Source organism: Bradyrhizobium sp. DOA9 (assembly GCF_000617845.2).
Classification (GTDB): domain Bacteria; phylum Pseudomonadota; class Alphaproteobacteria; order Rhizobiales; family Xanthobacteraceae; genus Bradyrhizobium.
The window spans coordinates 1,332,428-1,358,541 of sequence record NZ_DF820425.1 but is presented as its reverse complement, the minus strand read 5'-3'; the positions used below and the strand labels follow the sequence as shown (position 1 = coordinate 1,358,541).

The window sequence follows — 26,114 nt, the reverse complement described above, 5'->3', positions numbered from 1 at the left end:
GGTGCGCTACTTCTTGCTGTAGCTGATGCGGTAGATCGCGCCGGCCCAGTCGTCGGCAACGAGGATCGATCCGTCCTTGGCAAGGATGATGTCGTTGGGACGGCCGAGATAGCCCTGGTCGCCCTCGAGCCAGCCGGAGGCGAAGATCTCCTGCTTCGGGTTCTTGCCGTCGGGCCCGACGATCACGCGCACGATGCGCGCGCCCTGGTACTTGTGGCGATTCCAGGAGCCGTGCTCGGCGATCAGGATGTTGTTCTTGTAGTCGGCGGGGAATTGGTCGCCGGTGTAGAACTTCATGCCGAGCGGCGCGACATGGGCGCCGAGATTCAGCACCGGCGGCGTGAACTCCGAGCACTTGTGGCCCATCGCGAACTTGTCATCGGGCAGATTGCCCTGATGGCAATAAGGATAGCCGAAATGCTCGCCGATCCGGTTGATCATGTTCAGCTTGTCCGAGGGCAGATCATCGCTGATCCAGTCGCGAGCATTCTCGGTGAACCAGAGCTTGCCGGTGCGCGGATCGACGTCGCCGCCGACCGAGTTGCGGACGCCGAGCGCCCAGATTTCGGCGTTGCCGGTCTTGGGATCGACGCGCCGGATCTGCGACACGCTGGTCGGCGGAATGCCGATGTTGAAGGGCGGTCCGAACGGCAGGAAGAACCAGCCTTCCTTGTCGACCGCGATGTATTTCCAGCCATGCGCGGCATAGGACGGCATGTCGTCATAGACGACCTTGCCCTGACCGAGATTGTCGAGATTGGCTTCGGCGTTGTCGTAGCGGATCAGCTTGTCGACGGCGATGACATAGAGCGCGCCGTCCCTGAAGGCGAGACCGGTGGGCATGTTGAGGCCCTTGAGGACGGTCTTGACCTCCTTCTTTCCGTTGTTGTCCTTGATCGCATAGACATTGCCGAGACCGAACGAGCCGACGAACAGCGTGCCCTTGTCACCCCAGGCCATCTGCCGCGCGGCCAGCACGCCGGAGGCGTAGACCTCGATCTTGAAGCCCGGCGGCAGCTTGATCTTCTTGACGATGTTGGCGAGCTCGGCATCGGAGGCGCCGGTCGGCGGGCCCGACGGCGGCGCGAGGCCCTTCTGCGCCTCGGTCTCGTCGCCGAGGAACCAATCGTCCGGCGGGTGGGTCCAGAACTCCTTGGTGCCGGATTCGTATTTCTTCAGCGGCTTGTTCTTGTCCTGCTGCTGCGCATTGCCGGCACTAGTCCCCGCGAGAAGGGCCACGGCCGCAAGCGCCAACATTGATCGATGGAACATCGATGTCATCGCATCACTCCCCTAAGGCAGCCGTCGGGGCTGCGCGTTATTTTGTTTTGCTAGTCGAGAGGCGAAGTTTTGAGCCCGTCGGGACGACAGGCGCAAAAAGGTTAGCACATCTGCCCATCATGAGAAGCGCGCCGGATGCAGCGCGGCTGCGCGCGGCAAAAATTGAGACGGAATGTGAATGAACGGATGAACGCTGCGACGACCGCGCCTCGCGCTGCAACGCGGAATCAAGAGCAAAGGCGCCTCGGTGTCGAGGCCGCACGAGGGGTTGGACATACAAAAGTGCGAAAACAACCCCATGCACAGTAGACCGGCGCAAGTTGAGCCGCTCGCGGTGACGCCGGACAGTCAATTGAAGTATCGACTAAATCAGCGACAGCCGCTCACGGGGCGACGGGGTAGGGTCCGTCGTCGAACAGCGTGTCATGATAGCCTTTCGATCCGACCTCGCGCGCCAGCGTGCTGCGGAAATCGCGGCCATCGCGCAAGGAGCGCAGCACATGCGCGAAGTCGAATTCGGGCCGCCAGCCGAGCTCCCGCCGCGCGCGCTCGTTGACATAGACGCGATCGATCGCGGGGAAGAGCCGCCAACCGCGCGCCGCATAGAGCTGCGCGCACTCCGGATAGAGCTCGCGCACGACAGCGGCGGCATCGCGCGCCAACGCTCCGAGATGACGTTGCTCGAACGGGCTCGTCGCCGAGACGATGTAGCGCGCGAACCCGATGCCGGGCGCGCGCTCGACGGCGGCCAGATGCGCGCTCACCGCGTCCGCGATATCCAGCCGGCGATAGAGCAGCTCGTTGGCCTGCGCGTTCTCCAGCGTGTAGGCCGACCGCACAGCCGGATCGTCGTCGTCCTCCGGAAAGAAGCGCGAGGTCCGTAAGGCAACAATCGGCAGGGCGCGCTCGCGAAAGAACAGCTCGCAGAGGTTTTCAGCCATCAGCTTGGTCGTGCCGTAGATGTTCTTCGGCACCGACGGCAGCTCCTCGGTGACCCACACCGCCGCCTGTCCCGCCTCGGGCCGCAGCTGCGAGCCGAACGCGCTGGTGGTGCTGGTGAAGACAAAACTCTTCACGCCGGCGGCCGAGGCCGCCTCGAGCAGGTTGAGCGTGCCGGTGATGTTGGTGTCGACAAAATCCTGCTTGGAATGGGTCGCCACATGCGGCTTGTGCAGCGTCGCGGTGTGGATCACGGCGGAGACGCCGTCGATCTGGCGCCGCACGAAGCCGGGATCGACGATGGAGCCGACGGAATCGGTGAAGGGGGAGGGCTTGAGATCGAGCCCGCGGGCAGGCAAGCCGCGCCCGCGCAACGTCCGGAGAATGGCTTCACCGAGGTGGCCCGCGCTACCCGTAACCAGGATTGTCATGAGAGACTCCACCCAGCCAGCGGCGCGAAAAACCGCGGCCCGATCCGGTTTGGCTGGATGCTCTGGAGAAAACTGGAGCGGGCGAAGGGGCTCGAACCCTCGACCCCGACCTTGGCAAGGTCGTGCTCTACCACTGAGCTACACCCGCATCCTGTGTCGGTCGCGTGACGCGCCGGCAACGGCTGTCGTATGCCAAAAGCGGGAGGGGAATGCAACAGCTACGGGCGGCATCAATTCGCAATTCGGGCCCCATATGGAGCTCGAAGCTGGCCCAAATCGACCGGAAACGTCCCGGAACCGGCGAATCGGCGGGCCTGGATTGAAATTCGGCCCATTCGGCCCAATTTAGGAGCCGACCACAAGCATATGACGCGGCGGCGTGCTAAAGAGCCGCCATTCCAGACATGACGAGGGAATCCCGTGACGATCATCGACCAGGGTAACGGAGCGGCGGGTCCGGCTGCGGCCGACCTGATCAAGGACACCACCACCCAGACCTTCGTGAAGGACGTCATCGAGGAATCGAAGCGCCAGCCCGTGCTGATCGATTTCTGGGCGGAATGGTGCGGCCCCTGCAAGCAGCTCACCCCCGTGCTGGAGAAGGCGGTGAAGGCGGCCAAGGGCAAGGTCAAGCTGGTCAAGATGAACATCGACCATCATCCGGCGATCCCCGGCCAGATGGGCATCCAGTCGATCCCGGCCGTGATCGCCTTCGTCAACGGCCAGCCGGCCGACGGCTTCATGGGCGCGGTGCCGGAGAGCCAGGTCAACGCCTTCATCGAGCGGCTGACCAAGGGCGTCACCGCGCCGGGCGAGGTCAACGTCGCCGAGATCGTGCAGGAGGCCGATGCAGTGCTGGCCGAGGGCGACGCGGCGGCGGCCGCGCAGATCTATGCCGAGGCGCTGCAGCATGATTCGACCAACATCGCGGCGCTTGCGGGCCTCGCCAAGTGCTACGCCGTGTCCGGCGCGATGGAGCAGGCCAAGCAGACGCTGGCCATGGTGCCGGAATCCAAGCGCAACGACCCGGCCGTGAAGGCCGTGCAGACCGCGATCGATCTCGCCGAGCAGGCGAAATCGCTCGGGCCGGTTGCCGAGCTGGAACAGAAAGTCGCCGCAAACCCGCTCGATCATCAAGCTAGATTCGACCTCGCCACCGCGCTCAACGCCCAGGGCAATCGCGCGGCGGCGACCGAGCAGCTGCTCGAGATCATCAAGCGTGACCGCAAATGGAACGACGACGGCGCCCGCAAGCAGCTGGTGCAGTTCTTCGAGGCCTGGGGCGGCACGGATGATGCAACCGTCGAGGGACGCAAGCGTTTGTCGACGATCCTGTTTTCGTAGAGACGCGCTGGCGAGGCCAGGGGGGACCGGGCAGATGCCGATCAACATCGAATATCGCGGGCCCGCCGACCTCCCGGAGATCATCCCGGTGTTTCCGCTGCCGGGCGCGCTGCTGCTGCCCCGCGGCCAGATGCCGCTCAACATCTTCGAGCCGCGCTACCTTGCGATGGTCGACGATTCCTTCCGCGACGGGCATCGCCTGATCGGCATGATCCAGCCCGACGGCGCGCATTCACGGAAGGATTCCGACAAGCCGGCGCTGTTCCGCGTCGGCTGCGTCGGCCGCATCACACAGCTCGCCGAATCCGGCGACGGCCGCTACATCCTCGAGCTCACCGGCGTTTCGCGCTTCAAGGTGGTCGAGGAGCTCGAGGTGCTCACCGCCTATCGGCAGTGCAAGGTGGACTTCTTCGCCTACGCCAACGACTTCACCGCGCGCATGGGCGAGGAGGAGGTCGACCGCGAGGCGCTGCTGGCGGTGCTGGCGGACTTCCTGAAGGCCAACAATCTCAAGGTCGACTGGGAAGGCGTCGAGAGCGCGCCCAACGAGGCGCTGGTCAATGCGTTGGCGATGATGTCGCCCTATGGCCCTGCGGAGAAGCAGGCGATGCTGGAGGCGCCCGACCTGAAGACCCGCGCCGAGATCCTGATCGCCGTCACGGAGATGGACCTCGCCAAGAAGCGCACCAGCGGCGATCCGCCGCTGCAGTGATCGTCGCGCGCGAGCTATGCGGCATACTCGCCGGCCTCGGCCTTTCGGTCCACCAGCCGTGCGATCATCGAGGCCCGCATCGGCCGGCTGAGGTGGAAGCCCTGCGCCTCGACGCAGCCCTCCTGGCGCAGGATGTCCAGCTGCTCGGCGGTTTCGACGCCTTCGGCGGTGGACGTCTTGCCAAGGCTCGTTGCGAATTGAACCACGGCCCGCGCGATCCGACGGGACTCCTCCATCGGACTGGACAGCTCGCTGACGAAGCTGCGGTCGATCTTGACCTTGTCGAACGGAAACCTCTGCAAGAAGCTGAGCGACGAATAGCCAGTGCCGAAATCGTCGAGGGCAATCCGCACCCCGAGCTCGCGCAGCTGGCTGAGTGCCGCGAATACGGTCCCGCTGTCGTGCATGATGACGGTTTCGGTGACCTCGAGCTCGAGCCGGTCTGACGCAATCCCCGAAGCCGCCAATGCGCCCACGATCGTCGACACCAGCTCCCTGCTCCTGAATTGCGCCGGAGACAAGTTGACCGCGATCTTCAGGTCGGAACGCCATTTGGCCGCTTCGGCACAGGCGGTTCTCAAGACCCATTCCCCCAGCGGCAGGATCAAGCCGGTTTCCTCTGCGACCGGAATGAATTCGCCGGGCGAGACGAGACCCCGCTCGGGATGATGCCAGCGCAGCAACGCCTCGAGACCGCAGGTCTCGCCGCTCTTCAAGTCGACGAATGGCTGGTAGTGGAGCTCGAATTCGCTTCTCGCAAGCGCCTTTCGCAGATCCCGCTCCAGGTTGCGGCGCGACCGCAGGAGCTGGTCCAGCTCCGGCTCGAAGAAGCGGAATGCGCCGCGTCCGGCGCTCTTCGCCGAGTAGAGGGCAAGATCCGCGCTCCTGAGGATCGTGTCGGAATCGGCGCCGTCCTGGGGCGCAACGGCGATCCCGATGCTGGTGCCCACGATGATCTGATGATCGCCGAGATCGAACGGCTCGCTGAGCGCGGCATGGATCGCCTCGGCGAGAGAGGCCGCGTCCGCAACCGGATCGGTCACGTAATCGACGACGGCGAATTCGTCGCCGCCCAGCCGGGCGACGAACGTCGTCTCCCTGACGCAACCCAGCAGGCGCGCGGCGACCGAACGCAGCAGCAGGTCGCCCGCCGGATGTCCGAGCGTGTCGTTGACCTCCTTGAAGCGGTCGAGATCGAGCAGCAGAACCGCCAGATGGAGCTTTCCGCCGTGTGTATCGGCAAGAGCGGGCTCCAGCCGCGCTTTGAGCAGCACGCGGTTCGGCAGCTCCGTCAACGCATCGTGTTGCGCCATGTAGGTGATCTTGGCTTCGGACCGGCGTTGCTCGGTGACATCCAGGTGCGTGGCCACCCAGCCGCCGCCGGCCATCGGCTGCCGCGTCACGCAGATCAGCCGCCCATCGGCGAACGCGTCGATGCGGCTCGAAACGGCATGGATCGGCAGCGCCTCGAGCTTGGCGATCTGCCGTTCGGCGGCGAAATCGCTGGCCTCGCCTTCGAGTACGCCGCTCGTGACGCGATGTCTGATGATGTCGGCGTGCGGAGTTCCGGCGCGCAGCAGTTCCGGCGGCAGCCGGTACAACCGGGCGTAACGCTCGTTGCAGATGACGAGCCGCTTCTCGGCGTCGAACATGCAAAGGCCCTCGACCATGTGGTTGATGGCCGTGTCCAGCCTCAGCTTCTGTTCCTTGAGCTCGTTCTGCGACCCTTCGAGCTGCTGCCGGGCGACCGAAAGCTGGCTGATGATCTCTTCGAATTTGGCGGTTCTGGTTGCCAGACGACGATCGGCGAGCACGCCGATCAGGCTCATTCCCAGCACGGACAATGCCACACCGGCGATAACGAGCGCGAGGAAGGTCGAGGACAGCGAGAGGGTATCGGTGGCGAGCGTGGGATCTGGTGTGATCTGCACGGCACCCATGGCCGTGAAGTGATGCGACACGATGGCCAGCGTCAGCAGAACTGCCGCTGCGAGCGTGCCCCGATAGCCCTGATGGGTGAGCGCGACTGCCAGCGCGGCATAGCCGAGACACATGCCAAAGATGATCGAGACGATCACGAGGTCCATGGACCAGGAGACTCGCCCCGGCACTTCAAGCGCCCACATCCCCAGATAGTGCATGCTGGCAATGCCGCCGCCGATGATGATGCCCCCTGCCGCCGCGCGCCACCGTCCGGAGGTGGCGACCGCGACGCCGAAGCCGACCGAGGTCAGGAGCATTGCCGCGGCAAGAGAAGACGCCGTCAGCACGATGCCATAGCCCGTCGTAACGCCAGGCTCGTAGGCGAGCATCGCGACGAAATGTGTCGCCCAGATTCCGTATCCGATCGCCGCGCCGGCAATGGCGATCCAGATCCACCGCGTTCTCGCGCGCGTCGCGATCGCACGATGAAAGATGCTGACGGCAACAATGCTGGCAACGAGGCAGACCAGGCCAGCGAGCACCACGAGCCGCCAATCGTGCTCGACCGCAAGGCATGAGAAAACGCGGAACATCCAATATCGCTCCATCGTCAATACCGTCGATGGTGGATGGGCTAAACGTGCTTCGCGTTAATTTTGTGCAACGCCTGATTGCATGCTTACCAGCGGGTAAACGTCGGCCGCACATTCCGACCTGTCGCGCATTTTCGCGCCAAGCCGCGTGATCGCGTCCGACCTTGAGGAACACGCAAGGCGCGTCCCGACCGGCGACGAACTTAGAGGTGACCGCGGATGCGCTTGCGTCCGGTGATCATGGCGCGGATCAGGTTCTCGCGCTGCAGGATTCCCATCAGCACCACCCCAGCGACGTGGAGCACGACCAGGACGATGACGGCATCCGATGAATAATGGTGGGCGTCTTCGACCCACCACACGCCGAAGAACGTGACCGTGACCGACATCGCTCCGGTGATGGTCGAAACGGCGAGCGAGACCAGCAGTGCGACCAGCATCAGCGTGCCGGCGGGATTGAGCCCGATATAGCGGCCGCTGATGCCGCGGCGCAGGTTCCAGAGATAGCGGGGCGAGGCGCGCAGCCGGACGCCGACCATGCGGAAGCGCGAATAGCGGCTTCCCCGGAAGCCCCAGACCAGGCGAAACGCGAGAAGCCCCAGCACGGTATAGCCGAGCACGCGGTGAAGGCCGTCATAGACGCTCGGCGTGAACCACGCAGCCAGAACGCCGGCCGCGAGAGCCCAGTGCCAGAGGCGCAGCGGGAGGTCCCAGACCGCGATCGTTCGCGGGACAGTTCGCTCGGCGGGCGTCCGGTCGGGCGCCCCGCGCGCGTCTGGCGCTTGTTCGATCAACAAGACCATGCTTCAAGCCCTGCCTTGCGCAGATCGCGTCGCAGCCGACCTACTTGCGATCTACTTGGCGATCGTGTGCTTCAGGCTGAGGTCTTCGGGGCTGTAGAACAACTCGTAGAGCTTGCCTTCCTTGACGCCGTAGACTTCGTAGCAGGAGCCTTCGACCTTGGAGCGCCGCACCTCGTAGCCCAGCGCCTTGGCCTTGGCTTCGGCTTCGCTGGCCGGCTTCCACGACGCCTTGTCGAGCTTGGTGCAATTCTTGAAGCCGTCGGCCATAGCCGTCGATCCTGCGCCGATCCCGATCGTCAGTGCAATGGCAACAACACGAATGACCTTCACGAACTTCTCCTCATCTGGCGTATGCGCTGCGCGGGGCCGCGGAGCCCACCGAAGGAAGCAAACAGCGGGATGAAGTCAATCGGTGACGAGCTTGGTCCGCTTTAGATAAGTTCTATTGTTGAGTTTAGACTCGTTCTAATACGAGCGAGAACGCTAGCGCTCTCTGCCGAGAATGCAGATTTGCGCCTCACAGGCGGAAACGCAGCTAGTACCCGGCAACCGACATCACGACGACCGCACTGAGCGCCATCCAGCCGAAGTGCCGGCCGCGCGTCACCCATGCGTTGGCAAGCGCGGAGCAGCCGAACACGCAGGCCATGGTGGCGACGATCCAGTGGCGAGCCGGCTCCGACTGCATCCACGGCACCGCGATCAGCAGCACGCCACCGCCGATCCAGGCTACGGTTGAGGCCTGCCACACCAGCCGGATCAAGGAGCGGAGCCGTTCCGGCTCGATGCGCGCGCGGGCGAATACCTTGGCCTCGCCGAGGTAGCCGTGAGTGAGGGCGACGGCGATCGTCAGGATACCCGCACACTGGAGCAGCAGATCACGCATCAACACCTCCATACACTTATGTATGGTTCGATAGCGTCTGGCAAAGCGCATGTCAATACACTAGTGTATGGTACGCTTCCTGGAAACGACATGAATCAGCAGCTCTCCGCCGACGACTGGACCAGCCAGGGCCTCAAGGCACTGGCGAAGGGCGGCTTCACGGCGCTGAAGGCCGATCCGCTCGCCAAGGCCATGGGCGTGTCGCGCGGCAGCTTCTACTGGCATTTCGCGGATCTGGCCGCGTTTCACGCCGCGGTGCTGGCGCGCTGGCGCGAGATCGCGGCCGAGCAGATCATCGCCGACGTCGAAGCGGCCAGCGACGAGCCGCTCAGGATGCTGCTGCGGAGATCCTTCGGCGCGCGGCTCGACCTCGAGCGCGCCGTGCGCAATTGGGCGGCGTTCGATGCGAGCGCGCAAGCGGCGGTGCGCGCAATCGACCGCCGCAGGCTCGACTATATCGAGGAGCTGCTGCAAAAGCGTGGGCAGGCCCCGGCAACGGCGCAGGTCCGCGCACAGATCCTGTACTGGACATTTCTCGGATTTGCCCTGTCAGGCCCGTCAATCCCGGCCGCGCGGCTGCAGGCCATGCTCGACGAGCTGCTGGCGATGGTCTCGGCCTCAAGCGCGATGCGATCAGGATGAAACGTCATCGCGCTTCAGGTTTTTGTTTGAGCCTGATCTTTTCGGAAAACCGCTTCGCACTTTTCCGGATCATGCTCCAGCCGTGATGGCGGGTGCGAATTTCTATGGTAAAGGCAGGCGATTGCCGGAGACTCCCATGAACGTGCCCACCGAACGTCCCGAACCCAGCGTCGATCCGAAATTGCTGGAGATCCTGGTCTGCCCGCTGACCAAAGGCCCGCTGGAATTCGATTCCGCGCGGCAGGAGCTGATCTCGCGCAGCGCCAAGCTCGCTTATCCCATCCGCGACGGCATCCCGATCATGCTGCCGGAAGAGGCGCGCAAGATCGATTGAGGATAGCGAATGGGGAATGGCGAGTAGCGAATGGATCCGCTCGCTATTCACCATTCGTCCCTCACAACGCCTCGCCCTTCAACAGCCGCGGCACCTCGCCGGTGAGGCCTGCGGCCTGGCGGATGAAGAGGTTCTTCAGCGGCGGGGCGCGGTCGACGAGGCCGAGGCCGATGTCGCGCACCGTGCGCAACAGCGTCGACTGGTTGGAGAACAGGAAGTTCAGCGAGTTGGTGGCGACGCCCATCGCCATCGTGTCGAAGCGGCGCCAGCGCTGGTAGCGCTCGAGCACGTCCGCCCCGCCGATATCCATGCCGAGCCGCGCGGCATCGACCACCACTTCGGCCAGCGCAGCGACGTCCTTCAGGCCCATGTTGAGGCCCTGGCCTGCGATGGGGTGAATGACATGGGCGGCATCGCCGACCAGCGCGAGGCGCTCGGCGATGAAGGACCGCGCGACGAAATAGGACAGCGGAAACGCCCGCGGCTTGTCGAGCGCCTTGACCTCGCCGAGATGCAGGCCGAAGCGCCGCTCGAGCTCGGCGTGGAATTCCTCGTCGCCGAGGGCGACGATGCGCGCGGCCTCCGTGCGGCGCTCGGTCCACACCAGCGAGGAGCGTTTTCCGGTCAGCGGCAGGATCGCGAAGGGGCCGGCCGGCAGGAAGTGCTCTTCGGCGCGCCCATCATGATCGCGCTCGTGGCCGACGGTGACGACGATGCCGGACTGGTCGTACTCCCAGCCATGGGTGACGATGCCGGCGCGCTCGCGCAGCTTCGACCGCGCGCCATCGGCGGCGACCAGAAGGCTCGCGGCGATCACGCTGCCGTCGCCGAGCGTCACATCGATGCCTTCGGAGCGCGCATCGTAGGACGCGACCGGAGTCGCGCGGAGATCGATGCCCTCGGCCTCCGCACGCACCACCAGCGCGTCGATCAGGCGGCGGTTCTCGACCATATGCGCGAAGGGCTCGCCGGGGGCGACGTCGCCGGCGAAGTTGAGGAACACCGGGCGGGTGGCGTCCTCCAGCCTGGAATCGGTGACGACCATGTCGAGGATCGGCTGCGACTCGCCCCTGACGTCGTCCCAGGCGCCGATCGTCTCGAACAGGCGGCGGCAGGCGGCGACGATCGCGGTGGCGCGGGGGTCGCGGCTCGGCCGCGTGCCGAGCGCGGGATCGGCGACGACGACGGGGATCTCGGGCCCGAGCCCCTGGCGCAGCGCCAAGGCCAGCGCGAGGCCAGCGAACGCGCCGCCACCGATGACAATGCTACCCTGTACCGACATACCAAAGCTTCCCGGACAATTCTCGGTCTTGCTAGCAGACTTGAGCTGGGCGAAACAGTGCGGTGAAACGAGGGTGGCGGGCCCCTCGTTCCGTCATTCCGAGAGAAACTCATGTCCAAAGGCCTGATCGACCTCATCGCGATCCTCGACCTCGAGCAACTCGAGGTGAACCTGTTCCGCGGCAACAGCCCGAAGACGAGCTGGCAGCGGGTGTTCGGCGGCCAGGTGATCGGGCAGGCGATGGTCGCGGCCTGCCGCACCGTCGAGGGCCGGCTGCCGCATTCGCTGCATTGTTATTTCGTCCTGCCGGGCGATCCGCAGATCCCGATCATCTACCAGGTCGAGCGTCTGCGCGACGGCAAGAGCTATTCGACCCGCCGCGTCACCGCGATCCAGCACGGCAACGCGATCTTCTCGATCATGGTGTCGTTCCACGCCGAGGAGGAGACCGCGTTCGACCATCAGGACAAGATGCCCGACGTGCCGCCGCCGGAAAAGCTCACGGCGGAGGAGGTGGCGAAGCAGCCGATGTTCAAGGAGATGCCGGACTTCATCCGCCGCTATTACGAATCCGACCGGCCGATCGAGCTGCGCCCGGTCGAGCTCGGCCGTTACTTCGGCCAGAAGATCGACGACGGCCGCATCCACGTCTGGATCAAGACCGCCGCCAAGCTGCCCGACGATCCGGCGCTGCACATGTGCGCGCTCGCCTATGCCTCGGACTTCTCGCTGCTCGACGCGATCATGGCGCGCTACGGCCGCACGCTGTTCGACAAGCGGATGATGCCGGCGAGCCTCGACCACGCGATGTGGTTTCACCGCCCGTTCCGCGCCGACGAATGGCTGCTCTACGCGCAGGATTCGCCGAGCGCGCAATCGGGCCGGGGCCTGACCCGCGGCTCGATCTTCAAGCCGGACGGCACGCTGGTCGCCTCCGTCGCGCAGGAAGGCTCGGTGCGCGAGCGCAAGACCTAAGCGGAAGACCTGAGCGGAAGGCCTGAGCGCTTCAAGCGCGGCTCGTCGCGCTTGAAGCCTTTCAGATCATGCCCGGAGCGAGCCGCGCGGCGCGAGCTCGGTCTGCGAGGCGAACCAGTTCATGATCCAGCGATACACCCACGGGATCGGGATGATGAAGCAGATCAGGATGGTCGCCACGATGCCGCGCCAGAGGATATCGAGGCCGCTGCCCTTGAAGACGATCTCGCGCCGCGTGCCCTCGACGTTGCGGCAGAACCAGCGCATCTGCGCCGCGGCCACCCAGGCCCAGCCGATGATGGTGATGATGGAAATCGCGAACAGCAGATTCCAGCCGACATAGGCCCAGACCGAACCGGTGAAGCTCAGGCCCAGCGGCTGCCCGTTGGAGGCGAGGTTCGCGACCATCCATTTGATCAAGAGCCAGTAGAGCACGATCTGCACGATGAACAGCAGATTGCTCAATATCTCGCTGCCGACGAAGCTGAGCAAGACGGCGAGAACGATGAAGCCGAAATACCACGGCACGATGGTCATTGTATTGCCGGTGAAGCTGAGGTTCGGCCGCCCCGGCACCTTGACGCAGGACACGATCCATCTGGTGTACCAGACGAAGGCCCACGGCGCCGGGATGACGAAGATCATTCCGATCAGCAGCACGATGCTGCGCCAGGTGAATTCGAGGATGCCGAAATCGACCGAGAGCGATCCGCCGCTGGCGGTCGCAGCATAGCCGCCGGCGCCGCCATAGCCACTTCCGCCCATCATCGGGGGCCCGCCGCCCGGAATCGTCGGCGGCGCGCCGCCGCCGATCAGGCCGGGGATTTCGGCGGCCTTCTGCCAGCCGGCCATGCCCTCGGTCCACACCAGCGTATCCGGGCGCACGACGCCTTGGGCGACGAGGTCGCGGAAGTGCCCTTCCGGAAAGGGCCCCTGCTGCTTGCCCTCGGATGCGTAGAACCAACTCGCCATGGAACGTCCCCCTCGAACTTACGTATGTACGGGCCGGGACGCTTTGGTTCACGCCTGGGTTCACCGCATCCATGCCAAAAATGCATTGTGAAGGATGAACAGCTGCCCTGTACAGAGGCGGCCGTTCACAGGCCGGCCTTGGCCAAACGTTTTTCCGCTTCAATCTGCAACTTTTTTGTGCCATTTGCCCGGAAAGATGCCAGATTGACGCAGCGCCGGGCACATGCGGCGCGGCGCATCCCGGGGAATAGGCCTGACCATGAAACTCGTCGTCGCGATCATCAAACCCTTCAAGCTCGATGAGGTCCGCCAGGCCCTGACGGCGATCGGCGTGCATGGCATGACCGTGACCGAGGTGAAGGGCTATGGAAGGCAGAAGGGGCACACCGAGATCTATCGTGGTGCCGAATATGTCGTGAACTTCCTGCCGAAGCTGCGCATCGAGATCGCGGTCGCCTCCGACGTCGCCGACAAGGCGGTCGCCGTGATCACCGCGACGGCCCGCACCGGGCAGATCGGCGACGGCAAGATCTTCGTCACGCCGATCGACCACGCGCTGCGCATCCGCACCGGCGAGACCGACAGCGACGCGCTCTGAATTCCGTTCGACGCGTTTTCTCGATCCTTCTTCGATCGCACCGGGCAACGACGCCACAGCGTGCGACGCAATTGATGCCGGGGGGAATGACATGGCGGGATTTTTGCGCCGCGCAGCTGCTATGGCTGCGCCAATCGGATGTGTGCCCGTCCTGGCTTCGCCGGCGCACGCGGCGGCCAGCGAGATCAACACCGCCGACACCGCCTGGATGATCGTCGCCACCGCGCTGGTGCTGATGATGACGATCCCGGGGCTTGCGCTGTTCTATTCCGGAATGGTGCGCAAGAAGAACGTGCTCGCCACCATGGCGCAGAGCCTTGCGGCCGTGACGCTGATCTCCATTCTCTGGGTCGCGTTCGGCTATTCGCTCTGCTTCGTCGGCGACGGCCCCTGGATCGGTACGCTCGATCGCTGGTTTCTCGCCGGCATGACCATGGACAGCGTCAACCCCGCGGCGAAAACGATCCCGGAATCGCTGTTCATGCTGTACCAGATGACGTTTGCCATCATCACGGTGGCGCTGGTCGCGGGCTCGGTCGCCGACCGCATGCGGTTCTCGGCTTATCTGCTGTTTTCCGTCGCCTGGTTCATCTTCGTCTACATTCCGCTGGCGCATTGGGTATGGGGCGGCGGCTTCCTCAACAGCATGGGCGTGCTCGACTTCGCCGGCGGTCTCGTCGTGCATCTGTCGGCCGGCACCGGCGGCCTCGTTGCGGCCAAGGTGATGGGACGCCGTCACGGCTACGGCACCGAGAATCTCTCGCCATTCGATCTCTCGCTCGCGGTGATGGGCACCGGCCTGTTGTGGGTCGGCTGGTTCGGCTTCAACGGCGGCTCGGCCGGTGCGGCCAATTCCCGCGCGGTGATGGCGATCATCGCGACCCATCTTGCCGCCTGCGCCGGCGCGCTGACCTGGGGCGCGATCGAATGGTCGACGCGGCGCAAGCCCTCGGTGCTCGGCATGATCTCCGGCGCGGTCGCAGGTCTCGGCACCATCACGCCGGCCTCGGGCTTCGTCGCGCCATGGCACGGCATCGTCATCGGCATCATCGCCGGTGCGGTCTGCTACTGGGCCTGTACCTGGCTGAAGCACCGCTTCGACTACGACGATTCGCTCGATGTCTTCGGCGTCCACGGCATCGGCGGCCTGACCGGCACCCTGCTCGGCGGCGTGTTCGCCACCAGCGCCATCGGCGGCACCGCCGGCCTGCTGGAGGGCCATCCGCAGCAGCTCCTGATCCAGTTCTACGGGGTTGCGGTGACCTTGGTCTGGTCGGGGGGCGTCAGCTTCATCCTGCTCAAGCTGGTCGGCCTGTTCGTGCCCTTGCGCGTATCCCGTGAGCACGAGCTGGAGGGACTGGATATTTCGCAGCACGGTGAAGCCCTGCAATAGGCGCCGGTGCTACGTAAATACCGTCTTGCTGCCCGACGCGTGGGCAACATTGTGTCGGGAGCCTGTCTTGCCCTCGTTTTGAGCAGACGTGATCACGTTTTAAGCGCGACGTAATGGCGCACTGCAGTGCGACCCCTGCCGAAGGCGAAAACGCCCGTCTTCATAATCCGTTAGGCAATCCGCCTGATCTGGCACGGCATTTGATTCTAGGGGTCCCGGCTGTGCCCGCGTAGTGAAACTTCTCCCTCGTGGCGAACCAGTCGAGAACGCCCGGCCACGTCCGGACCGGGCCCAAGCGGGGATAGGACCCATGAAAATTGTTATGGCGATCATCAAGCCATTCAAGCTTGAAGAAGTCCGTGACGCCCTGACCGCCATCGGCGTTCACGGTCTCACGGTGACGGAAGTCAAGGGGTATGGCCGCCAGAAGGGCCATACGGAAATCTATCGCGGCGCCGAATATGCCGTGAGCTTTCTGCCCAAGATCAAGATCGAGGTCGCTGTCGCCTCCGACCAGGTCGACAAGACCATCGACGCCATCACGTCCGCCGCGAAAACCGGACAGATCGGCGACGGCAAGATCTTCGTCATCAACCTCGACCACGCGGTGCGCATCCGCACCGGCGAGGCCGATGCCGCGGCCCTCTGATTTCGCGCTCAACCTTATCCAAGCAGGAGTAAACAATATGACGTTCAAGCGTCCCCATGGCGCGGGATTGGCGGCTCTCGCAGTCGGCCTGTTCGCTGCGACCGCAGCCTACGCCGAGCCAACGGTCAACAAGGGAGACAACGCCTGGATGCTGACATCGACAGTGCTGGTGCTGTTGATGACGATCCCCGGCCTCGCGCTGTTCTACGGCGGTCTCGTCCGTTCCAAGAACATGCTCTCGGTCCTGATGCAGGTGTTCTACAGCGTCTGCGTCGTCACCGTGATCTGGGCCGTGTACGGCTACAGCCTCGCCTTCACCGGCGGCTCCGACTTCATCGGCGGCTTCTCCAAGGCCTTCATGATGGGCGTCACCACCGAGACGAAGGCCGCGACCTTCTCGGTCGACGCCAACATCACGGAGCTCATCTACGTGTGCTTCCAGATGACCTTCGCGGCGATCACGCCCGCCCTCATCGTCGGCGCCTTCGCCGAGCGCATGAAGTTCTCGGCCATCGCGCTCTTCATTCCGCTCTGGGTCACGCTGATCTACTTCCCGATCGCGCACATGGTCTGGTACTGGCAGGGTCCGGACTTGATCCAGGATGCGGCCAAGGCGCTCGCGGCGGCGGGTGACGCGGCGGCGAAGACCGCGGCGCAGGCCAAGCTCGACGAGCTCAACGCCGACGCCGGCTGGATCTTCAAGATGGGCGCCATCGACTTCGCGGGCGGCACCGTGGTGCACATCAACGCCGGCATCGCAGGCCTCGTCGGCGCCCTCCTGATCGGCAAGCGCGTCGGCTACGGCAAGGAGCTGATGGCTCCGCACTCGCTGACGATGTCGATGATCGGCGCTTCGCTGCTCTGGGTCGGCTGGTTCGGCTTCAACGCCGGCTCCAACCTCGAGGCCAGCGGCGGCGCCGCACTCGCGATGACCAACTCCTTCGTCGCCACCGCGGCCGCTGCTCTGTCGTGGATGTTCGCGGAGTGGATCATCAAGGGCCATCCCTCCGTGCTCGGCGTCATCTCCGGCGCGATCGCGGGCCTCGTGGCGGTCACGCCCGCGGCCGGCTTCGCCGGGGTCATGGGCGCGATCGTCCTCGGCCTCGTGGTCGGCGTGGTCTGCTTGTTCTTCTGCACCGTCGTGAAGAACGCGCTCGGCTACGACGACTCGCTCGACGTGTTCGGCGTGCACTGCATCGGCGGCATCGTCGGCGCCATCGGCACCGGCATTCTCGTCAACCCCGCGCTGGGCGGCGCCGGCATCATCGACTACACGGCGATCCCGCCGAAGGTCGCCGATTACGACTTCGCCACGCAGATGCTCGCCCAGATCAAGGCCGTCTGCACCACGCTGGTGTGGTCGGGCGTCGGTTCGGCGATCATCTTCAAGGTCGTCGATGTGATCGTTGGCCTCCGCGCCAATGTCGAGACCGAGCGTGAAGGCCTCGACATCACCGAGCACACCGAGCGCGCCTACAACATGTAACCCTCTCCTCCCGGACGCGGTCTCCTAGGAGACCGCGTCCACAACTACGGTTCGGGCACATACCCGGCAATGCCCTGACCGTTGAGGGGCTCCAGCGCAAGCTGGAGCCCCTTTCTTTTGGGTCCGGGCTCGCAAGAAAAGCGTTGCCATTCCGCGCGGCCGGCGCAGAAATATCGACCATAAGGATAACAATCGGGAGGTCGTCATGCGTTTGGAAGGCGGATGCTATTGCGGCGAGGTGCGCTACGTGGCCGAGGGCGATGCGATGATGCAGGCGCAGTGTCATTGCCGCGAATGCCAGTACATCTCGGGCGGCGCGCCCAACACCTTCATCGCGATGCCGGCGGGCGGCTTCAGCTACATCACCGGTCAACCCAGGCAGTTCACGCGCAAGGACCTCGAACGCCCCGTCACGCGCGAGTTCTGCGCCGAATGCGGCACGCACATCGTGACCAAGGTTCCGGGGCTGCCCGCCGCGATCCTGAAGGTCGGCACGCTCGATGAACCGGCGCAGTTCCAGCCGCAGATGGCGATCTATACCTGCGACATGCAGGAATTCCACACCATCCCCGCCGGCATGAAGACGTTCGCGAAGCTGCCGGGGCGCTAGGCGCCCGACACGGCATGATGCACAGCTGCGAGGAAGGTTCGCTACAGGATGCGGCGTAGGTAGAGGGAGCTTCGGTTGCCCTTGGAAAACTGTACCGGTGACGAACAGTTTCAGAACACGGAAATGGTCGGCGGGAACGACCATTTCGTAACCCTGCGCCAATTGGCGCAGGCTTACCCGGCCTAGAACTTTAAAAAAACTTAAGAATACAGGAGCTTAAAAAAAGATATCCCCACGATTCACAACGCGAATCTTAGGAACTATATTCGGGTCAACTCCCTAGCCTGACGCCACCGCCTAGGCGGTGGCACCCACCCAAAGGTGGGGGTCGGTTTCGATCTAGAGGCTAGGGACCACCCCTTCACTTTCGTAACTTGCGCGGCCAGACCGAGAATTTGGCCACCCTCGCCGTGCCGCGAGTTATGTCGGTAATGCCAGCGCGGGTCATGATGTATTGAGCTAGCTCCATCTTTGCGGGGTTTGCGTCGGGGGCCTTGTTGTGGCCGTTAAGTTGGTAGGCGATCGCGCCAATCAGAATGTCCGCAACCTGAAGGGGGATCGTCTTTTTTGAGTCGCGAAACTGGCAGCGCCGGACTGGCCAATCTCTGGTATCCCCACGCTTTCGAGCGCCATGGCACAAAATCTGACGCAGTTCCTCGGGCGAACTCTTGGTGTCTCGGTAGTCAGGATAGATGTGGAAGTAAGCCTTTGAGTAAAGCTGGCCGACCTTGTTTGCCAGTTGGTAAAGTTCTTTGTTGAAGCCGATCTCGCTGTCGCCGTCGTTAAACCTCTTGTGGTTCTGCTGCGTCGTATCGACAAAAAGCGAGTGAAAATGCCACCTATCCTGATTGTCAAAAACCACATCCACCATCCGCTTGTATGCGGCTAGCTTGGCTTTCGAGACTTTCGCCCATTTCGCTTCGCCTTGAGGTAACTCCGGCAAACGAGCCTTTTTGATAGCCTCAATCAAATCAGGGGTGCCAAGCATGCTGATCGTGATAGCGCCCAGAACCAAGTAGCGGTGTTTGTTCTGGCTGCTCTCGTCAGCGTAGACTTCGACAATCTCTTCCGGCTTAGCAGGGACACGCATAGCAACGCCCAAATGCAAGGCTCAGTTGTAGAAGTTCAAACAAGCCGCCCGCATTCTGGAGACGGACGACAACGACGAGCGGTTTGATGAGCGCTTTGGCAGAAGTGAAAGCCATCCAAAGAGAATCGAAGGGTGCGATTCCAAAAAAGGAAAAGCCCAGCGAATACGCCGGGCTTCCCTCTCGTTAGCGACGACTGCTCTTGTCGTTCGGATTCGTATCGACGACTTCGAGCCATTTACCGCCGGGCCGTTCAGTCGGAGGCGCGGTTTTGCCACGCACGAGCGTGGACCGTTCGCCCGAGGAACTATCGCGGTAGATGCCGGAATCCCGGATTTTTTCGCCGGGCCTCAACGTTTGTTTACTCATAGGTCAAATTTCCCACTTACGGGATTAGTGGGCTTGACCGGGTTGACTCTGCGGAGTCTACTCGACTCAACAGTTCTGTGCGCCGCCCCGTCTTGCACCTGCCCATATGGATGCAAGTCTGGATCGGACAGGGGCCATCGGGGGCGGGAATCCCCGATGGTCTTCTCTTTTCCAGATCAACTCGTGCGACCCTTGCGGGCCAAATCAGGTTCTCCTGTTCTTCTCGGACCCAGCATCAGGGCCAGGGTGGAAAAGTTTATTTAGACTGCTCCTACAAAGGTTAAAAACTTCATTAACCCTGATCGGCATACGTCGCGATTCGTCCGCTAGCCCACAGGCTGGCCGGGAATCCCTCCGCTTGGACCCTTTTGGGATTAGAACGACGACGGGACTTAGGACTCACTCGCGCCGAACGACTCGAAGGCTAAGACCCTCGGTTTCACCCGTCAACAATTGGTGCGAGTTCCTGGACCAAATACTAAATATTGTGAATTGTCAGTCGGGTGTATTAGGTTGTACTCCCCTAACGCCCTGCAATCACTTGAAAATCAGGTTTGCGCCACACGCAGCTCGAGGACCGTGAAGGGGCACGACAAGCCGGGCCACGAGATCTCCCGCCGCCATCCGTTGTTTATCCGGCCCGATTATTCCCGCTCTGGACGGGGCGGCGGCCGATGGTTAATCGCGTCTTAACCTCGCCCTATCTATGGTGAACTGAACCGCTTCCCGCCGGCGCCTTTGGTAGCGACCGGCCGTTCCAAGAGTACTGGCGCCCAACGAATGGCTCTGACCGCTTCATCCCGTGCGCCGCAGGGCGGTAATGGCTCCGATTCCGAACGCTCGCCCTTCGTCCGGTTGAACGAGCTCCTGGCCCCGCATCAGCCGGGCAAGCCCTTGATTTCGCTTGCGGTCGGCGAGCCCCAGCATCCCGTGCCCGACTTCGTCGGCCCGGTGCTGGCCAGGCACATCGCCGATTTCGGCCGCTACCCGATGAACCAGGGCACCGAGCCGTTCCGCAACGCCGCCGGCGCCTGGCTGTCGTCGCGCTTCAAGCTGCCGCGGTCGCTCGACCCCAAAACCGAGATTCTCGTCCTCAATGGCAGCCGCGAGGGGCTGTTCCTCGCCGCGATCGCGGCCGCCCGCTATGTCGGCCCGCGTCCGGGCAAGCCTGCGATCCTGATGCCGAACCCGTTCTATCCGGTCTATGGCGCGGGCGCTCTTGCGGCCGCTTGCGAGCCGGTCCATCTGCCGACCACGGTCGAGAACGGCTTCCTGCCCGATCTCGACGCCATCAATGAGGCGACGCTGGCGCGCACGGTGGCGTTCTACCTGGCTTCACCCGCCAATCCGCAGGGCTCGGTCGCGAAGCCCGGCTATTTCGAGCGCCTGAAGCAGCTCGCCGACCGCTATGGCTTCGTGATCCTCAGCGACGAATGTTATTCCGAGATCTACACGCGCGAGGCTCCCGGCAGCGCGCTGGAATGCGCCGGCCCCGACTTCACGCGCGTGGTCGCGTTCCAGTCGCTGTCGAAGCGCTCCAACCTCCCTGGCCTGCGCGTCGGCTTCGCCGCCGGCGACAAGAAATTCATCGGCATGTTCCTCGAGCTGCGCAACATCGCCGCGCCCCAGGTGCCGGTGCCGTTGCAGCATGTCGCGACGGTCGCCTACGGCGACGAGGCGCATGTCGAGGAGAATCGCCGGCTGTACCGGATCAAGTTCGACCTCGCCGACCAGATCATCGGCAATCGTTACGGCTATCGCCGGCCCGATGGCGGCTTCTGCGTCTGGCTCAACACCTCCGAGGTCGGCGACGACGTGTCGGTGACGCTCAAGCTGTTCAGGGAAGCCGGCGTGCGCGTGGTGCCCGGCAGCTTCCTGGCGCGACGGCAGCCTGACGGATTCAATCCCGGCGCAGGCTACATCCGCCTCGCGCTGGTGCAGGACGGCGAGACCACGGCGCAGGCGCTGCACCGGCTGGTCGAGACTCTGGGTTAGGCGGGGCGCCGTGAGCATGTCGGCAATCGAGCGTGTCATTCCTCTGGTCGGCCATCTGCCGCCCTCGATCCGCGAGGGGCTGGCGCGGCGCATGCGCGAGCTCACCGGCCTCGGCCTGATCGCGCTGGCGGGCGTCGCCTCCGCGGCGCTGATGACGTGGTCGGTGCAGGATCCAAGCCTCAGCCACGCGACCTCGCGGCCGATCCGCAACATCCTCGGCTACGCCGGCGCGATCGGCGCCGATCTCGCGATGCAGATCCTGGGGCTCGGCGCGATCATGCTGGTCCTGACCGTTGCGGTCTGGGGCTGGCGCATGATGACACATCGTCCGTTCGATCGCGAGGCGCTGCGGCTCGGCTCCTGGATTCTCTGCACGGTGATCGCGGCGGGCTTCGTCAGCTGCTTTCAGCACGGTGGGGCCTGGCCGCTGCCGACCGGCCTCGGCGGCGTGGTCGGCGATGCCCTGGTGCGCGCGCCCGCGGTGATCTTCGGACCGGCGGGCACGATCTATCGCATCGTGCTGGGCACGATCCTGTTCGCCGCGATGGCAGCGACCTTCCTGATCGCCTGCGGTCTCGGCGCTCGCGAGCCTGACGACGAACTCGCCGAGATCGAGGAAGACGACAAGCCGCTCGACGAAGACGAGGAGAGCGATCGCGGCTCAGTATCGCTGGGCTGGCTGTTCCATGCGCTGATGAGCACCAAGGCGCGGCTGATCTGGCTGCTTGGCGCTGCCTATCGTTCGCTGGTCTCGAGCGGTCCGAAGACCAAGGCGGTCGCGTTCAGCCGTCAGGAGCCGAATCTCGGCAGCGGCCGCTCAGCGCCGTCGATCTCGCCGCAGTCTCGCGACGAGGACGACGAGGACGGGCACGAAGAGGACTTGGAAGACGAGGAGGAGGAAGAGGAGGAGCCCGCAGCGCGCGCCCCGAAGAAGAAGGCTGCGCCGAAGGCCGCTTCCAAGAAGTCCTCCGACAAGTTCGATCTTCCCTCCGTCTCCATGCTGGCCGCGCCGAAGGCCGGCGATCGCCAGCCGCTCAGCAAGGCCGAGCTGGAGAGCAATTCCCGCTCGCTCGAAGGCGTGCTGCAGGATTTCGGCGTGCGCGGCGAGATCGTGAAGGCCAATCCCGGTCCCGTGGTCACGCTGTACGAGCTGGAGCCGGCGCCCGGCATCAAGTCCTCGCGCGTGATCGGCCTTGCCGACGACATCGCCCGCTCGATGAGCGCGCTGTCGGCGCGCGTCGCGGTCGTGCCCGGCCGCAACGCCATCGGCATCGAATTGCCGAACGCGCATCGCGAAAAGGTTTACCTGCGCGAACTGCTGGTGGCGAAGGAAGCGACCGACACGGTCGCGAAGCTGCCGCTCTGCCTCGGCAAGACCATCGGCGGCGACCCCGTCATCATCGACCTCGCCCGCACGCCGCATATGCTGATCGCGGGTACCACCGGCTCGGGCAAGTCGGTCGCGATCAACACCATGATCCTCAGCCTGGTCTACCGGCTGCGCCCCGACCAGTGCCGCCTGATCATGGTCGATCCGAAGATGCTCGAGCTCTCGGTGTATGACGGCATTCCCCATCTGCTCACGCCTGTGGTGACCGACCCGAAGAAGGCGGTGGTCGCGCTGAAATGGGCCGTGCGCGAGATGGAGGAGCGCTACAAGAACATGGCCAAGCTCGGTGTGCGCAACATCGACGGCTACAATACGCGCCTGCTCGAACTGAAGGCCAAGGGCGAGGAGCCGACGCGCACGGTGCATACCGGCTTCGACAAGGAAACCGGCAAGGCGATCTACGAGGAAGAGAAGCTCTCGCTGGATCCGCTGCCCTACATCGTCATCATCGTCGACGAAATGGCCGACCTGATGATGGTCGCCGGCAAGGACATCGAAGGCGCGGTGCAGCGTCTGGCGCAGATGGCGCGCGCCGCCGGCCTGCACGTGATCCTGGCGACGCAGCGTCCGTCGGTCGACGTCATCACCGGCACCATCAAGGCGAACTTCCCGACCCGCATCGCCTTCCAGGTCACCTCCAAGATCGACAGCCGCACCATTCTGGGCGAGATGGGCGCCGAGCAGCTGCTCGGCCAGGGCGACATGCTCTACATGGCGGGCGGCGGACGCATCAGCCGCGTGCACGGACCTTTCGCCTCCGACGAGGAGGTCGAGAAGGTGGTGCGTCACCTCAAGACGCAGGGACAGCCGGAATATCTCGAAGCCGTCACCGCCGAAGAGCCGACCGAGGACGAGGACGGTGCCGTGTTCGACGCCACCGGCATGGGCGGCGATGGCGGGGGCGATCTGTTCCAGCAGGCGGTTGCGGTCGTCAAGCGCGACCGCAAGGCCTCGACCAGCTACATCCAGCGCCGTCTGCAGATCGGTTATAACCGCGCCGCATCGCTGATGGAGCGCATGGAACTGGAGGGCATCGTCGGTCCCGCCAACCATGCCGGCAAGCGGGAGATTCTGGTCGAGGAAGAGAACAGCCATATGTGAGGCAAGAGCCTCTGAACAACATTTCACGCAAATTCGATATCTGCTTTTGCCCGAAATCACGCTAAAAAGGCGCCCACTCATACAGGACGACGCGTTGATCAGACATCCGGACATTCGATTCACTGCCACCATCGCCGCGCGAGGCGCGCGCGTGGCCGGCGTGCTTCTCGTCACCGCCGCGATGGTGGCCACTGCGTCGTTCGCCCAGACCGTGCCGGTGCCGAAGCCGGCGCCGAAGGGGCGTGACGGCGGCGCGTCCGCCGGCGGGCCGGCCGTCACCGGCGCGATGCAGGCGCCGCCCAATCCGGTGATCCCGGATCCGCGGCGCAACGTGCCGAGCAGCATCTTCCAGACATTCGATGCCAACCAGAAGGCGCAGGCGGCCAAGGTCAGCGCCTATCTGTCGTCGCTGCAGACGTTGGTCGGCAATTTCGTCCAGGTCGGCCCCGACGGCAGCAAGACGCAGGGCGATTTCTACATCCAGAAGCCCGGCAAGGTGCGCTTCGAATACGACGCGCCGAGCCCGATCGACATCGTCGCCGACGGATCGTCGCTCGTGGTGCGCGACCGCAAGCTCGCCACCCAGGACGTCTATCCGTTGTCGCAGACGCCACTGCGTTTCCTGCTGTCCGATCGCATCGACCTGATGAAGGACACCAATGTCGTTGGCGTCTCCGCCGACGACGTCTTCATCAGCGTCACCATCGAGGAGAAGCAGGCGCTGGTCGGCACCAGCCGTCTCCTGCTGATGTTCGGCGCGAAGGACGGCCAGCTCAAGCAGTGGACCGTCACCGACCCGCAGGGCTACGACACCACGATCGCGGTGTACAATCTGGATTCGAGCAAGAAGCTCGACCCCAACATGTTCAAGATCGATTTCACCAATTACGGCACGCCGTCGCCGGGTTGAGACTTTGGTGGCCGCTCGGATGACCGTCATGCCCGGGCTTGTCCCGGGCATCCACGTTTCGTGGTCGGACAAAAAGACGTGGATGGCCGGGTCAAGCCCGGCCATGACGAATTGAGTTTGTTAGACCGCTCCCATGCGTCTTTCCCTGACAACCTGGAACATCAATTCGGTGCGGCTGCGCATCGACCTGGTCGCGAAGTTTCTCAAGAGCGCGCGGCCGGAGGTGCTGTGCCTGCAGGAGACCAAGTGCATCGACGATGCCTTTCCGCTGAAGCGCTTCAAGCGGCTCGGCTACGAGCACGTCGCGCTGAACGGGCAGAAGGGCTATCACGGCGTCGCCATCGTTTCGAAGATTCCGTTCGAATCGAAGGACATCCGCACCTTCTGCGACAAGGTGGATTCGCGCCACATCTCGGTCTCGTTCGGCGAGAGAGCGGGCATCGCAAGACCGCTGGTGCTGCATAATTTCTACGTACCCGCGGGCGGCGACATTCCCGATCCCCTCGTGAACGAGAAGTTCGACCACAAGCTCCGTTTCCTCGACGAGATGAAGGCGTGCGAGCCGCTGCATCCGCGCGGTGAGGATCGCCACATCCTGGTCGGCGATCTCAACGTCGCTCCGCACGAGAATGACGTGTGGTCGCACAAGCAGCTTCTGAAAGTCGTCTCGCACACGCCCGTCGAAACCGAGAAGCTGAAGGCGGCGCTCGAAGCCGGCGAATGGGTCGACGTCGCGCGCGACCGCATTCCGATGTCGGAGAAGGTCTATACGTGGTGGAGCTACCGCTCGGCCGACTGGACGGTCGGCGATCGCGGCCGCAGGCTCGACCACATCTGGGTCTCGCGCGCGCTGAAGGACGCGGTCAGCGATTTCAAGATTTTGCGCGATGCCCGCAGCTGGGAGCGGCCGTCGGACCATGTGCCGGTGACGGTGACGCTGGAGGTTTAGCCCCGCTTACGACGTCAGCTTCGCACCCGCCATCAGGATATCGCTGGCGATCTGGCTGGAGCGCACCGCGAATTCATCGCGCAGGCGCACGGCGGCGGCGGGGTCGCTTTCGAGCACGCGCTGGAACAGGCTGCGTGCGACGCGGATGACGGAGGAATGCTCCAGCGCGACCGCACTCGAGGGCCGCTTCATCGGCACCACCAGCGCGAGCTCGCCGATCAGCGCGCCGGGGCCGGCGATCATTTCGGCGCCGGCGCCGTCCTCGACCCGGAAGGCGCCGCGCTGGACCACGAAGCCGGCATCGGCGTCGTCGCCGAGATTGAACAGCACGTCGCCGCGGACGAAGTCACGCTGCTCGGAACCGATCGCCAGCATGCGCAACGAGGCGTCTCCCAACAGGCGCAATGTCGGGACACGCTCGAGAAGCGCTACATCATCGTCGATTGACATTCAGGTCCG

At 64.2% G+C, this 26,114-nt stretch carries 25 protein-coding genes and 1 tRNA gene; 14 read left to right on the top strand and 12 right to left on the bottom strand.

Features of this window, described 5'->3' with window-relative positions:
* Nucleotides 1-6: 6 nt before the first annotated feature.
* The 3 genes from BDOA9_RS06295 to BDOA9_RS06285 all read right to left on the bottom strand — a co-directional run bounded on the left by BDOA9_RS06295 (nt 7) and on the right by BDOA9_RS06285 (nt 2,799).
* Nucleotides 7-1,281 (bottom strand): PQQ-dependent sugar dehydrogenase, encoded by a 1,275-nt coding sequence (locus tag BDOA9_RS06295; RefSeq protein ID WP_025033095.1) that lies wholly within the window; start codon nt 1,279-1,281, stop codon nt 7-9.
* A gap of 383 nt (nt 1,282-1,664) precedes the next feature.
* A complete protein-coding gene (locus BDOA9_RS06290) occupies nt 1,665-2,651 on the bottom strand; it encodes an NAD-dependent epimerase/dehydratase family protein (RefSeq protein WP_025033094.1) in 987 nt (328 codons plus the stop codon).
* A gap of 73 nt (nt 2,652-2,724) precedes the next feature.
* Nucleotides 2,725-2,799: transfer RNA gene (locus tag BDOA9_RS06285), tRNA-Gly, on the bottom strand.
* Between the two features lie 272 nt (nt 2,800-3,071).
* On the opposite strand from BDOA9_RS06285, the gene trxA reads away from it, so the two are divergent.
* A complete protein-coding gene (gene trxA / locus BDOA9_RS06280; RefSeq protein WP_025033093.1) occupies nt 3,072-3,995 on the top strand; it encodes a thioredoxin in 924 nt (307 codons plus the stop codon).
* A gap of 34 nt (nt 3,996-4,029) precedes the next feature.
* Entirely contained in the window at nt 4,030-4,707 is a 678-nt protein-coding gene (locus BDOA9_RS06275; RefSeq protein WP_025033092.1) for an LON peptidase substrate-binding domain-containing protein, read from the top strand.
* A gap of 14 nt (nt 4,708-4,721) precedes the next feature.
* Here BDOA9_RS06275 and BDOA9_RS06270 read toward each other — a convergent pair whose 3' ends face one another.
* The 4 genes from BDOA9_RS06270 to BDOA9_RS06255 all read right to left on the bottom strand — a co-directional run bounded on the left by BDOA9_RS06270 (nt 4,722) and on the right by BDOA9_RS06255 (nt 8,912).
* A complete protein-coding gene (locus BDOA9_RS06270; protein ID WP_025033091.1) occupies nt 4,722-7,223 on the bottom strand; it encodes an EAL domain-containing protein in 2,502 nt (833 codons plus the stop codon).
* Nucleotides 7,224-7,426: 203 nt separating this feature from the next.
* On the bottom strand, nt 7,427-8,026 hold the full coding sequence (locus tag BDOA9_RS06265) for a cytochrome b/b6 domain-containing protein (RefSeq protein WP_042335550.1): 600 nt from the start codon (nt 8,024-8,026) through the stop codon (nt 7,427-7,429).
* Nucleotides 8,027-8,077: 51 nt separating this feature from the next.
* The gene (locus BDOA9_RS06260; RefSeq protein ID WP_025033089.1) at nt 8,078-8,356 is read right to left on the bottom strand and encodes a PepSY domain-containing protein; all 279 of its coding nucleotides are present in this window, start codon (nt 8,354-8,356) and stop codon (nt 8,078-8,080) included.
* A 205-nt stretch (nt 8,357-8,561) separates the two neighbouring features.
* On the bottom strand, nt 8,562-8,912 hold the full coding sequence (locus BDOA9_RS06255; RefSeq protein ID WP_025033088.1) for a hypothetical protein: 351 nt from the start codon (nt 8,910-8,912) through the stop codon (nt 8,562-8,564).
* A gap of 90 nt (nt 8,913-9,002) precedes the next feature.
* Here BDOA9_RS06255 and BDOA9_RS06250 point away from each other — a divergent pair, with 90 nt between their 5' ends.
* Together BDOA9_RS06250 and BDOA9_RS06245 are read left to right on the top strand one after the other, a co-directional pair.
* A complete protein-coding gene (locus tag BDOA9_RS06250; RefSeq protein WP_025033087.1) occupies nt 9,003-9,554 on the top strand; it encodes a TetR/AcrR family transcriptional regulator in 552 nt (183 codons plus the stop codon).
* A 136-nt stretch (nt 9,555-9,690) separates the two neighbouring features.
* Nucleotides 9,691-9,888, top strand: a complete 198-nt coding sequence (locus tag BDOA9_RS06245) for a Trm112 family protein (protein ID WP_025033086.1) — start codon at nt 9,691-9,693, stop codon at nt 9,886-9,888.
* Nucleotides 9,889-9,949: 61 nt separating this feature from the next.
* Here BDOA9_RS06245 and BDOA9_RS06240 read toward each other — a convergent pair whose 3' ends face one another.
* The gene (locus tag BDOA9_RS06240) at nt 9,950-11,170 is read right to left on the bottom strand and encodes a ubiquinone biosynthesis hydroxylase (RefSeq protein ID WP_025033085.1); all 1,221 of its coding nucleotides are present in this window, start codon (nt 11,168-11,170) and stop codon (nt 9,950-9,952) included.
* A 111-nt stretch (nt 11,171-11,281) separates the two neighbouring features.
* Here BDOA9_RS06240 and tesB point away from each other — a divergent pair, with 111 nt between their 5' ends.
* Nucleotides 11,282-12,145, top strand: coding sequence for an acyl-CoA thioesterase II (gene tesB / locus BDOA9_RS06235; protein WP_025033084.1), 864 nt, complete (start codon nt 11,282-11,284; stop codon nt 12,143-12,145).
* A 66-nt stretch (nt 12,146-12,211) separates the two neighbouring features.
* Here the strand turns inward: tesB and BDOA9_RS06230 are convergent, their stop codons facing one another.
* Nucleotides 12,212-13,117: a DUF4339 domain-containing protein gene (locus BDOA9_RS06230; protein ID WP_025033083.1), complete on the bottom strand. Its 906-nt coding sequence runs from the start codon at nt 13,115-13,117 to the stop codon at nt 12,212-12,214.
* 259 nt (nt 13,118-13,376) lie between these two features.
* Between BDOA9_RS06230 and BDOA9_RS06225 the strand changes: the two genes are divergently transcribed.
* From BDOA9_RS06225 to BDOA9_RS06205, 5 genes are all read left to right on the top strand, one after another.
* On the top strand, nt 13,377-13,715 hold the full coding sequence (locus BDOA9_RS06225) for a P-II family nitrogen regulator (protein WP_008142802.1): 339 nt from the start codon (nt 13,377-13,379) through the stop codon (nt 13,713-13,715).
* 91 nt (nt 13,716-13,806) lie between these two features.
* A complete protein-coding gene (locus BDOA9_RS06220; protein ID WP_025033082.1) occupies nt 13,807-15,108 on the top strand; it encodes an ammonium transporter in 1,302 nt (433 codons plus the stop codon).
* A 310-nt stretch (nt 15,109-15,418) separates the two neighbouring features.
* Complete coding sequence (locus BDOA9_RS06215; RefSeq protein ID WP_008142813.1) at nt 15,419-15,757, top strand: P-II family nitrogen regulator; 339 nt, start codon at nt 15,419-15,421, stop codon at nt 15,755-15,757.
* Nucleotides 15,758-15,794: 37 nt separating this feature from the next.
* The gene (locus BDOA9_RS06210; RefSeq protein WP_025033081.1) at nt 15,795-17,243 is read left to right on the top strand and encodes an ammonium transporter; all 1,449 of its coding nucleotides are present in this window, start codon (nt 15,795-15,797) and stop codon (nt 17,241-17,243) included.
* A 205-nt stretch (nt 17,244-17,448) separates the two neighbouring features.
* Nucleotides 17,449-17,853 (top strand): GFA family protein, encoded by a 405-nt coding sequence (locus BDOA9_RS06205; RefSeq protein ID WP_025033080.1) that lies wholly within the window; start codon nt 17,449-17,451, stop codon nt 17,851-17,853.
* 361 nt (nt 17,854-18,214) lie between these two features.
* Here BDOA9_RS06205 and BDOA9_RS06200 read toward each other — a convergent pair whose 3' ends face one another.
* Together BDOA9_RS06200 and BDOA9_RS37705 are read right to left on the bottom strand one after the other, a co-directional pair.
* Nucleotides 18,215-18,943, bottom strand: a complete 729-nt coding sequence (locus BDOA9_RS06200; protein WP_025033079.1) for a DUF3800 domain-containing protein — start codon at nt 18,941-18,943, stop codon at nt 18,215-18,217.
* 184 nt (nt 18,944-19,127) lie between these two features.
* Nucleotides 19,128-19,310: a hypothetical protein gene (locus tag BDOA9_RS37705; protein ID WP_152033152.1), complete on the bottom strand. Its 183-nt coding sequence runs from the start codon at nt 19,308-19,310 to the stop codon at nt 19,128-19,130.
* A 780-nt stretch (nt 19,311-20,090) separates the two neighbouring features.
* Here BDOA9_RS37705 and BDOA9_RS06195 point away from each other — a divergent pair.
* The 4 genes from BDOA9_RS06195 to xth all read left to right on the top strand — a co-directional run bounded on the left by BDOA9_RS06195 (nt 20,091) and on the right by xth (nt 25,655).
* Nucleotides 20,091-21,305, top strand: a complete 1,215-nt coding sequence (locus tag BDOA9_RS06195) for an aminotransferase class I/II-fold pyridoxal phosphate-dependent enzyme (RefSeq protein ID WP_025033078.1) — start codon at nt 20,091-20,093, stop codon at nt 21,303-21,305.
* Between the two features lie 10 nt (nt 21,306-21,315).
* Nucleotides 21,316-23,796 carry a DNA translocase FtsK gene (locus tag BDOA9_RS06190; RefSeq protein ID WP_025033077.1) on the top strand — a complete coding sequence of 827 codons (2,481 nt, stop codon included), beginning with the start codon at nt 21,316-21,318 and terminating at the stop codon, nt 23,794-23,796.
* Nucleotides 23,797-23,947: 151 nt separating this feature from the next.
* Nucleotides 23,948-24,706 carry an outer membrane lipoprotein carrier protein LolA gene (locus BDOA9_RS06185; RefSeq protein WP_025033076.1) on the top strand — a complete coding sequence of 253 codons (759 nt, stop codon included), beginning with the start codon at nt 23,948-23,950 and terminating at the stop codon, nt 24,704-24,706.
* Nucleotides 24,707-24,839: 133 nt separating this feature from the next.
* Nucleotides 24,840-25,655: an exodeoxyribonuclease III gene (xth, locus tag BDOA9_RS06180; RefSeq protein ID WP_025033075.1), complete on the top strand. Its 816-nt coding sequence runs from the start codon at nt 24,840-24,842 to the stop codon at nt 25,653-25,655.
* Between the two features lie 6 nt (nt 25,656-25,661).
* Here the strand turns inward: xth and BDOA9_RS06175 are convergent, their stop codons facing one another.
* Nucleotides 25,662-26,105 (bottom strand): Crp/Fnr family transcriptional regulator, encoded by a 444-nt coding sequence (locus BDOA9_RS06175; RefSeq protein WP_025033074.1) that lies wholly within the window; start codon nt 26,103-26,105, stop codon nt 25,662-25,664.
* Nucleotides 26,106-26,114: the final 9 nt, after the last annotated feature.

Bases quoted from the DNA above. Each gene is read 5' to 3' on its own strand.
- BDOA9_RS06275 (WP_025033092.1), top strand. From the start codon at position 4,030: ATGCCGATCAACATCGAATATCGCGGGCCCGCCGACCTCCCGGAGATC.
- BDOA9_RS06210 (WP_025033081.1), top strand. From the start codon at position 15,795: ATGACGTTCAAGCGTCCCCATGGCGCGGGATTGGCGGCTCTCGCAGTC.
- BDOA9_RS06245 (WP_025033086.1), top strand. From the start codon at position 9,691: ATGAACGTGCCCACCGAACGTCCCGAACCCAGCGTCGATCCGAAATTG.
- BDOA9_RS06205 (WP_025033080.1), top strand. From the start codon at position 17,449: ATGCGTTTGGAAGGCGGATGCTATTGCGGCGAGGTGCGCTACGTGGCC.
- BDOA9_RS06230 (WP_025033083.1), bottom strand. From the start codon at position 13,117: ATGGCGAGTTGGTTCTACGCATCCGAGGGCAAGCAGCAGGGGCCCTTT.
- xth (WP_025033075.1), top strand. From the start codon at position 24,840: ATGCGTCTTTCCCTGACAACCTGGAACATCAATTCGGTGCGGCTGCGC.
- BDOA9_RS06295 (WP_025033095.1), bottom strand. From the start codon at position 1,281: ATGACATCGATGTTCCATCGATCAATGTTGGCGCTTGCGGCCGTGGCC.
- BDOA9_RS37705 (WP_152033152.1), bottom strand. From the start codon at position 19,310: ATGAGTAAACAAACGTTGAGGCCCGGCGAAAAAATCCGGGATTCCGGC.
- BDOA9_RS06255 (WP_025033088.1), bottom strand. From the start codon at position 8,912: ATGCGTGATCTGCTGCTCCAGTGTGCGGGTATCCTGACGATCGCCGTC.
- BDOA9_RS06220 (WP_025033082.1), top strand. From the start codon at position 13,807: ATGGCGGGATTTTTGCGCCGCGCAGCTGCTATGGCTGCGCCAATCGGA.
- BDOA9_RS06270 (WP_025033091.1), bottom strand. From the start codon at position 7,223: ATGTTCCGCGTTTTCTCATGCCTTGCGGTCGAGCACGATTGGCGGCTC.
- tesB (WP_025033084.1), top strand. From the start codon at position 11,282: ATGTCCAAAGGCCTGATCGACCTCATCGCGATCCTCGACCTCGAGCAA.
- BDOA9_RS06195 (WP_025033078.1), top strand. From the start codon at position 20,091: ATGGCTCTGACCGCTTCATCCCGTGCGCCGCAGGGCGGTAATGGCTCC.
- BDOA9_RS06250 (WP_025033087.1), top strand. From the start codon at position 9,003: ATGAATCAGCAGCTCTCCGCCGACGACTGGACCAGCCAGGGCCTCAAG.
- BDOA9_RS06175 (WP_025033074.1), bottom strand. From the start codon at position 26,105: ATGTCAATCGACGATGATGTAGCGCTTCTCGAGCGTGTCCCGACATTG.
- BDOA9_RS06215 (WP_008142813.1), top strand. From the start codon at position 15,419: ATGAAAATTGTTATGGCGATCATCAAGCCATTCAAGCTTGAAGAAGTC.
- BDOA9_RS06225 (WP_008142802.1), top strand. From the start codon at position 13,377: ATGAAACTCGTCGTCGCGATCATCAAACCCTTCAAGCTCGATGAGGTC.
- BDOA9_RS06290 (WP_025033094.1), bottom strand. From the start codon at position 2,651: ATGACAATCCTGGTTACGGGTAGCGCGGGCCACCTCGGTGAAGCCATT.
- BDOA9_RS06265 (WP_042335550.1), bottom strand. From the start codon at position 8,026: ATGGTCTTGTTGATCGAACAAGCGCCAGACGCGCGCGGGGCGCCCGAC.
- BDOA9_RS06240 (WP_025033085.1), bottom strand. From the start codon at position 11,170: ATGTCGGTACAGGGTAGCATTGTCATCGGTGGCGGCGCGTTCGCTGGC.
- BDOA9_RS06200 (WP_025033079.1), bottom strand. From the start codon at position 18,943: ATGCGTGTCCCTGCTAAGCCGGAAGAGATTGTCGAAGTCTACGCTGAC.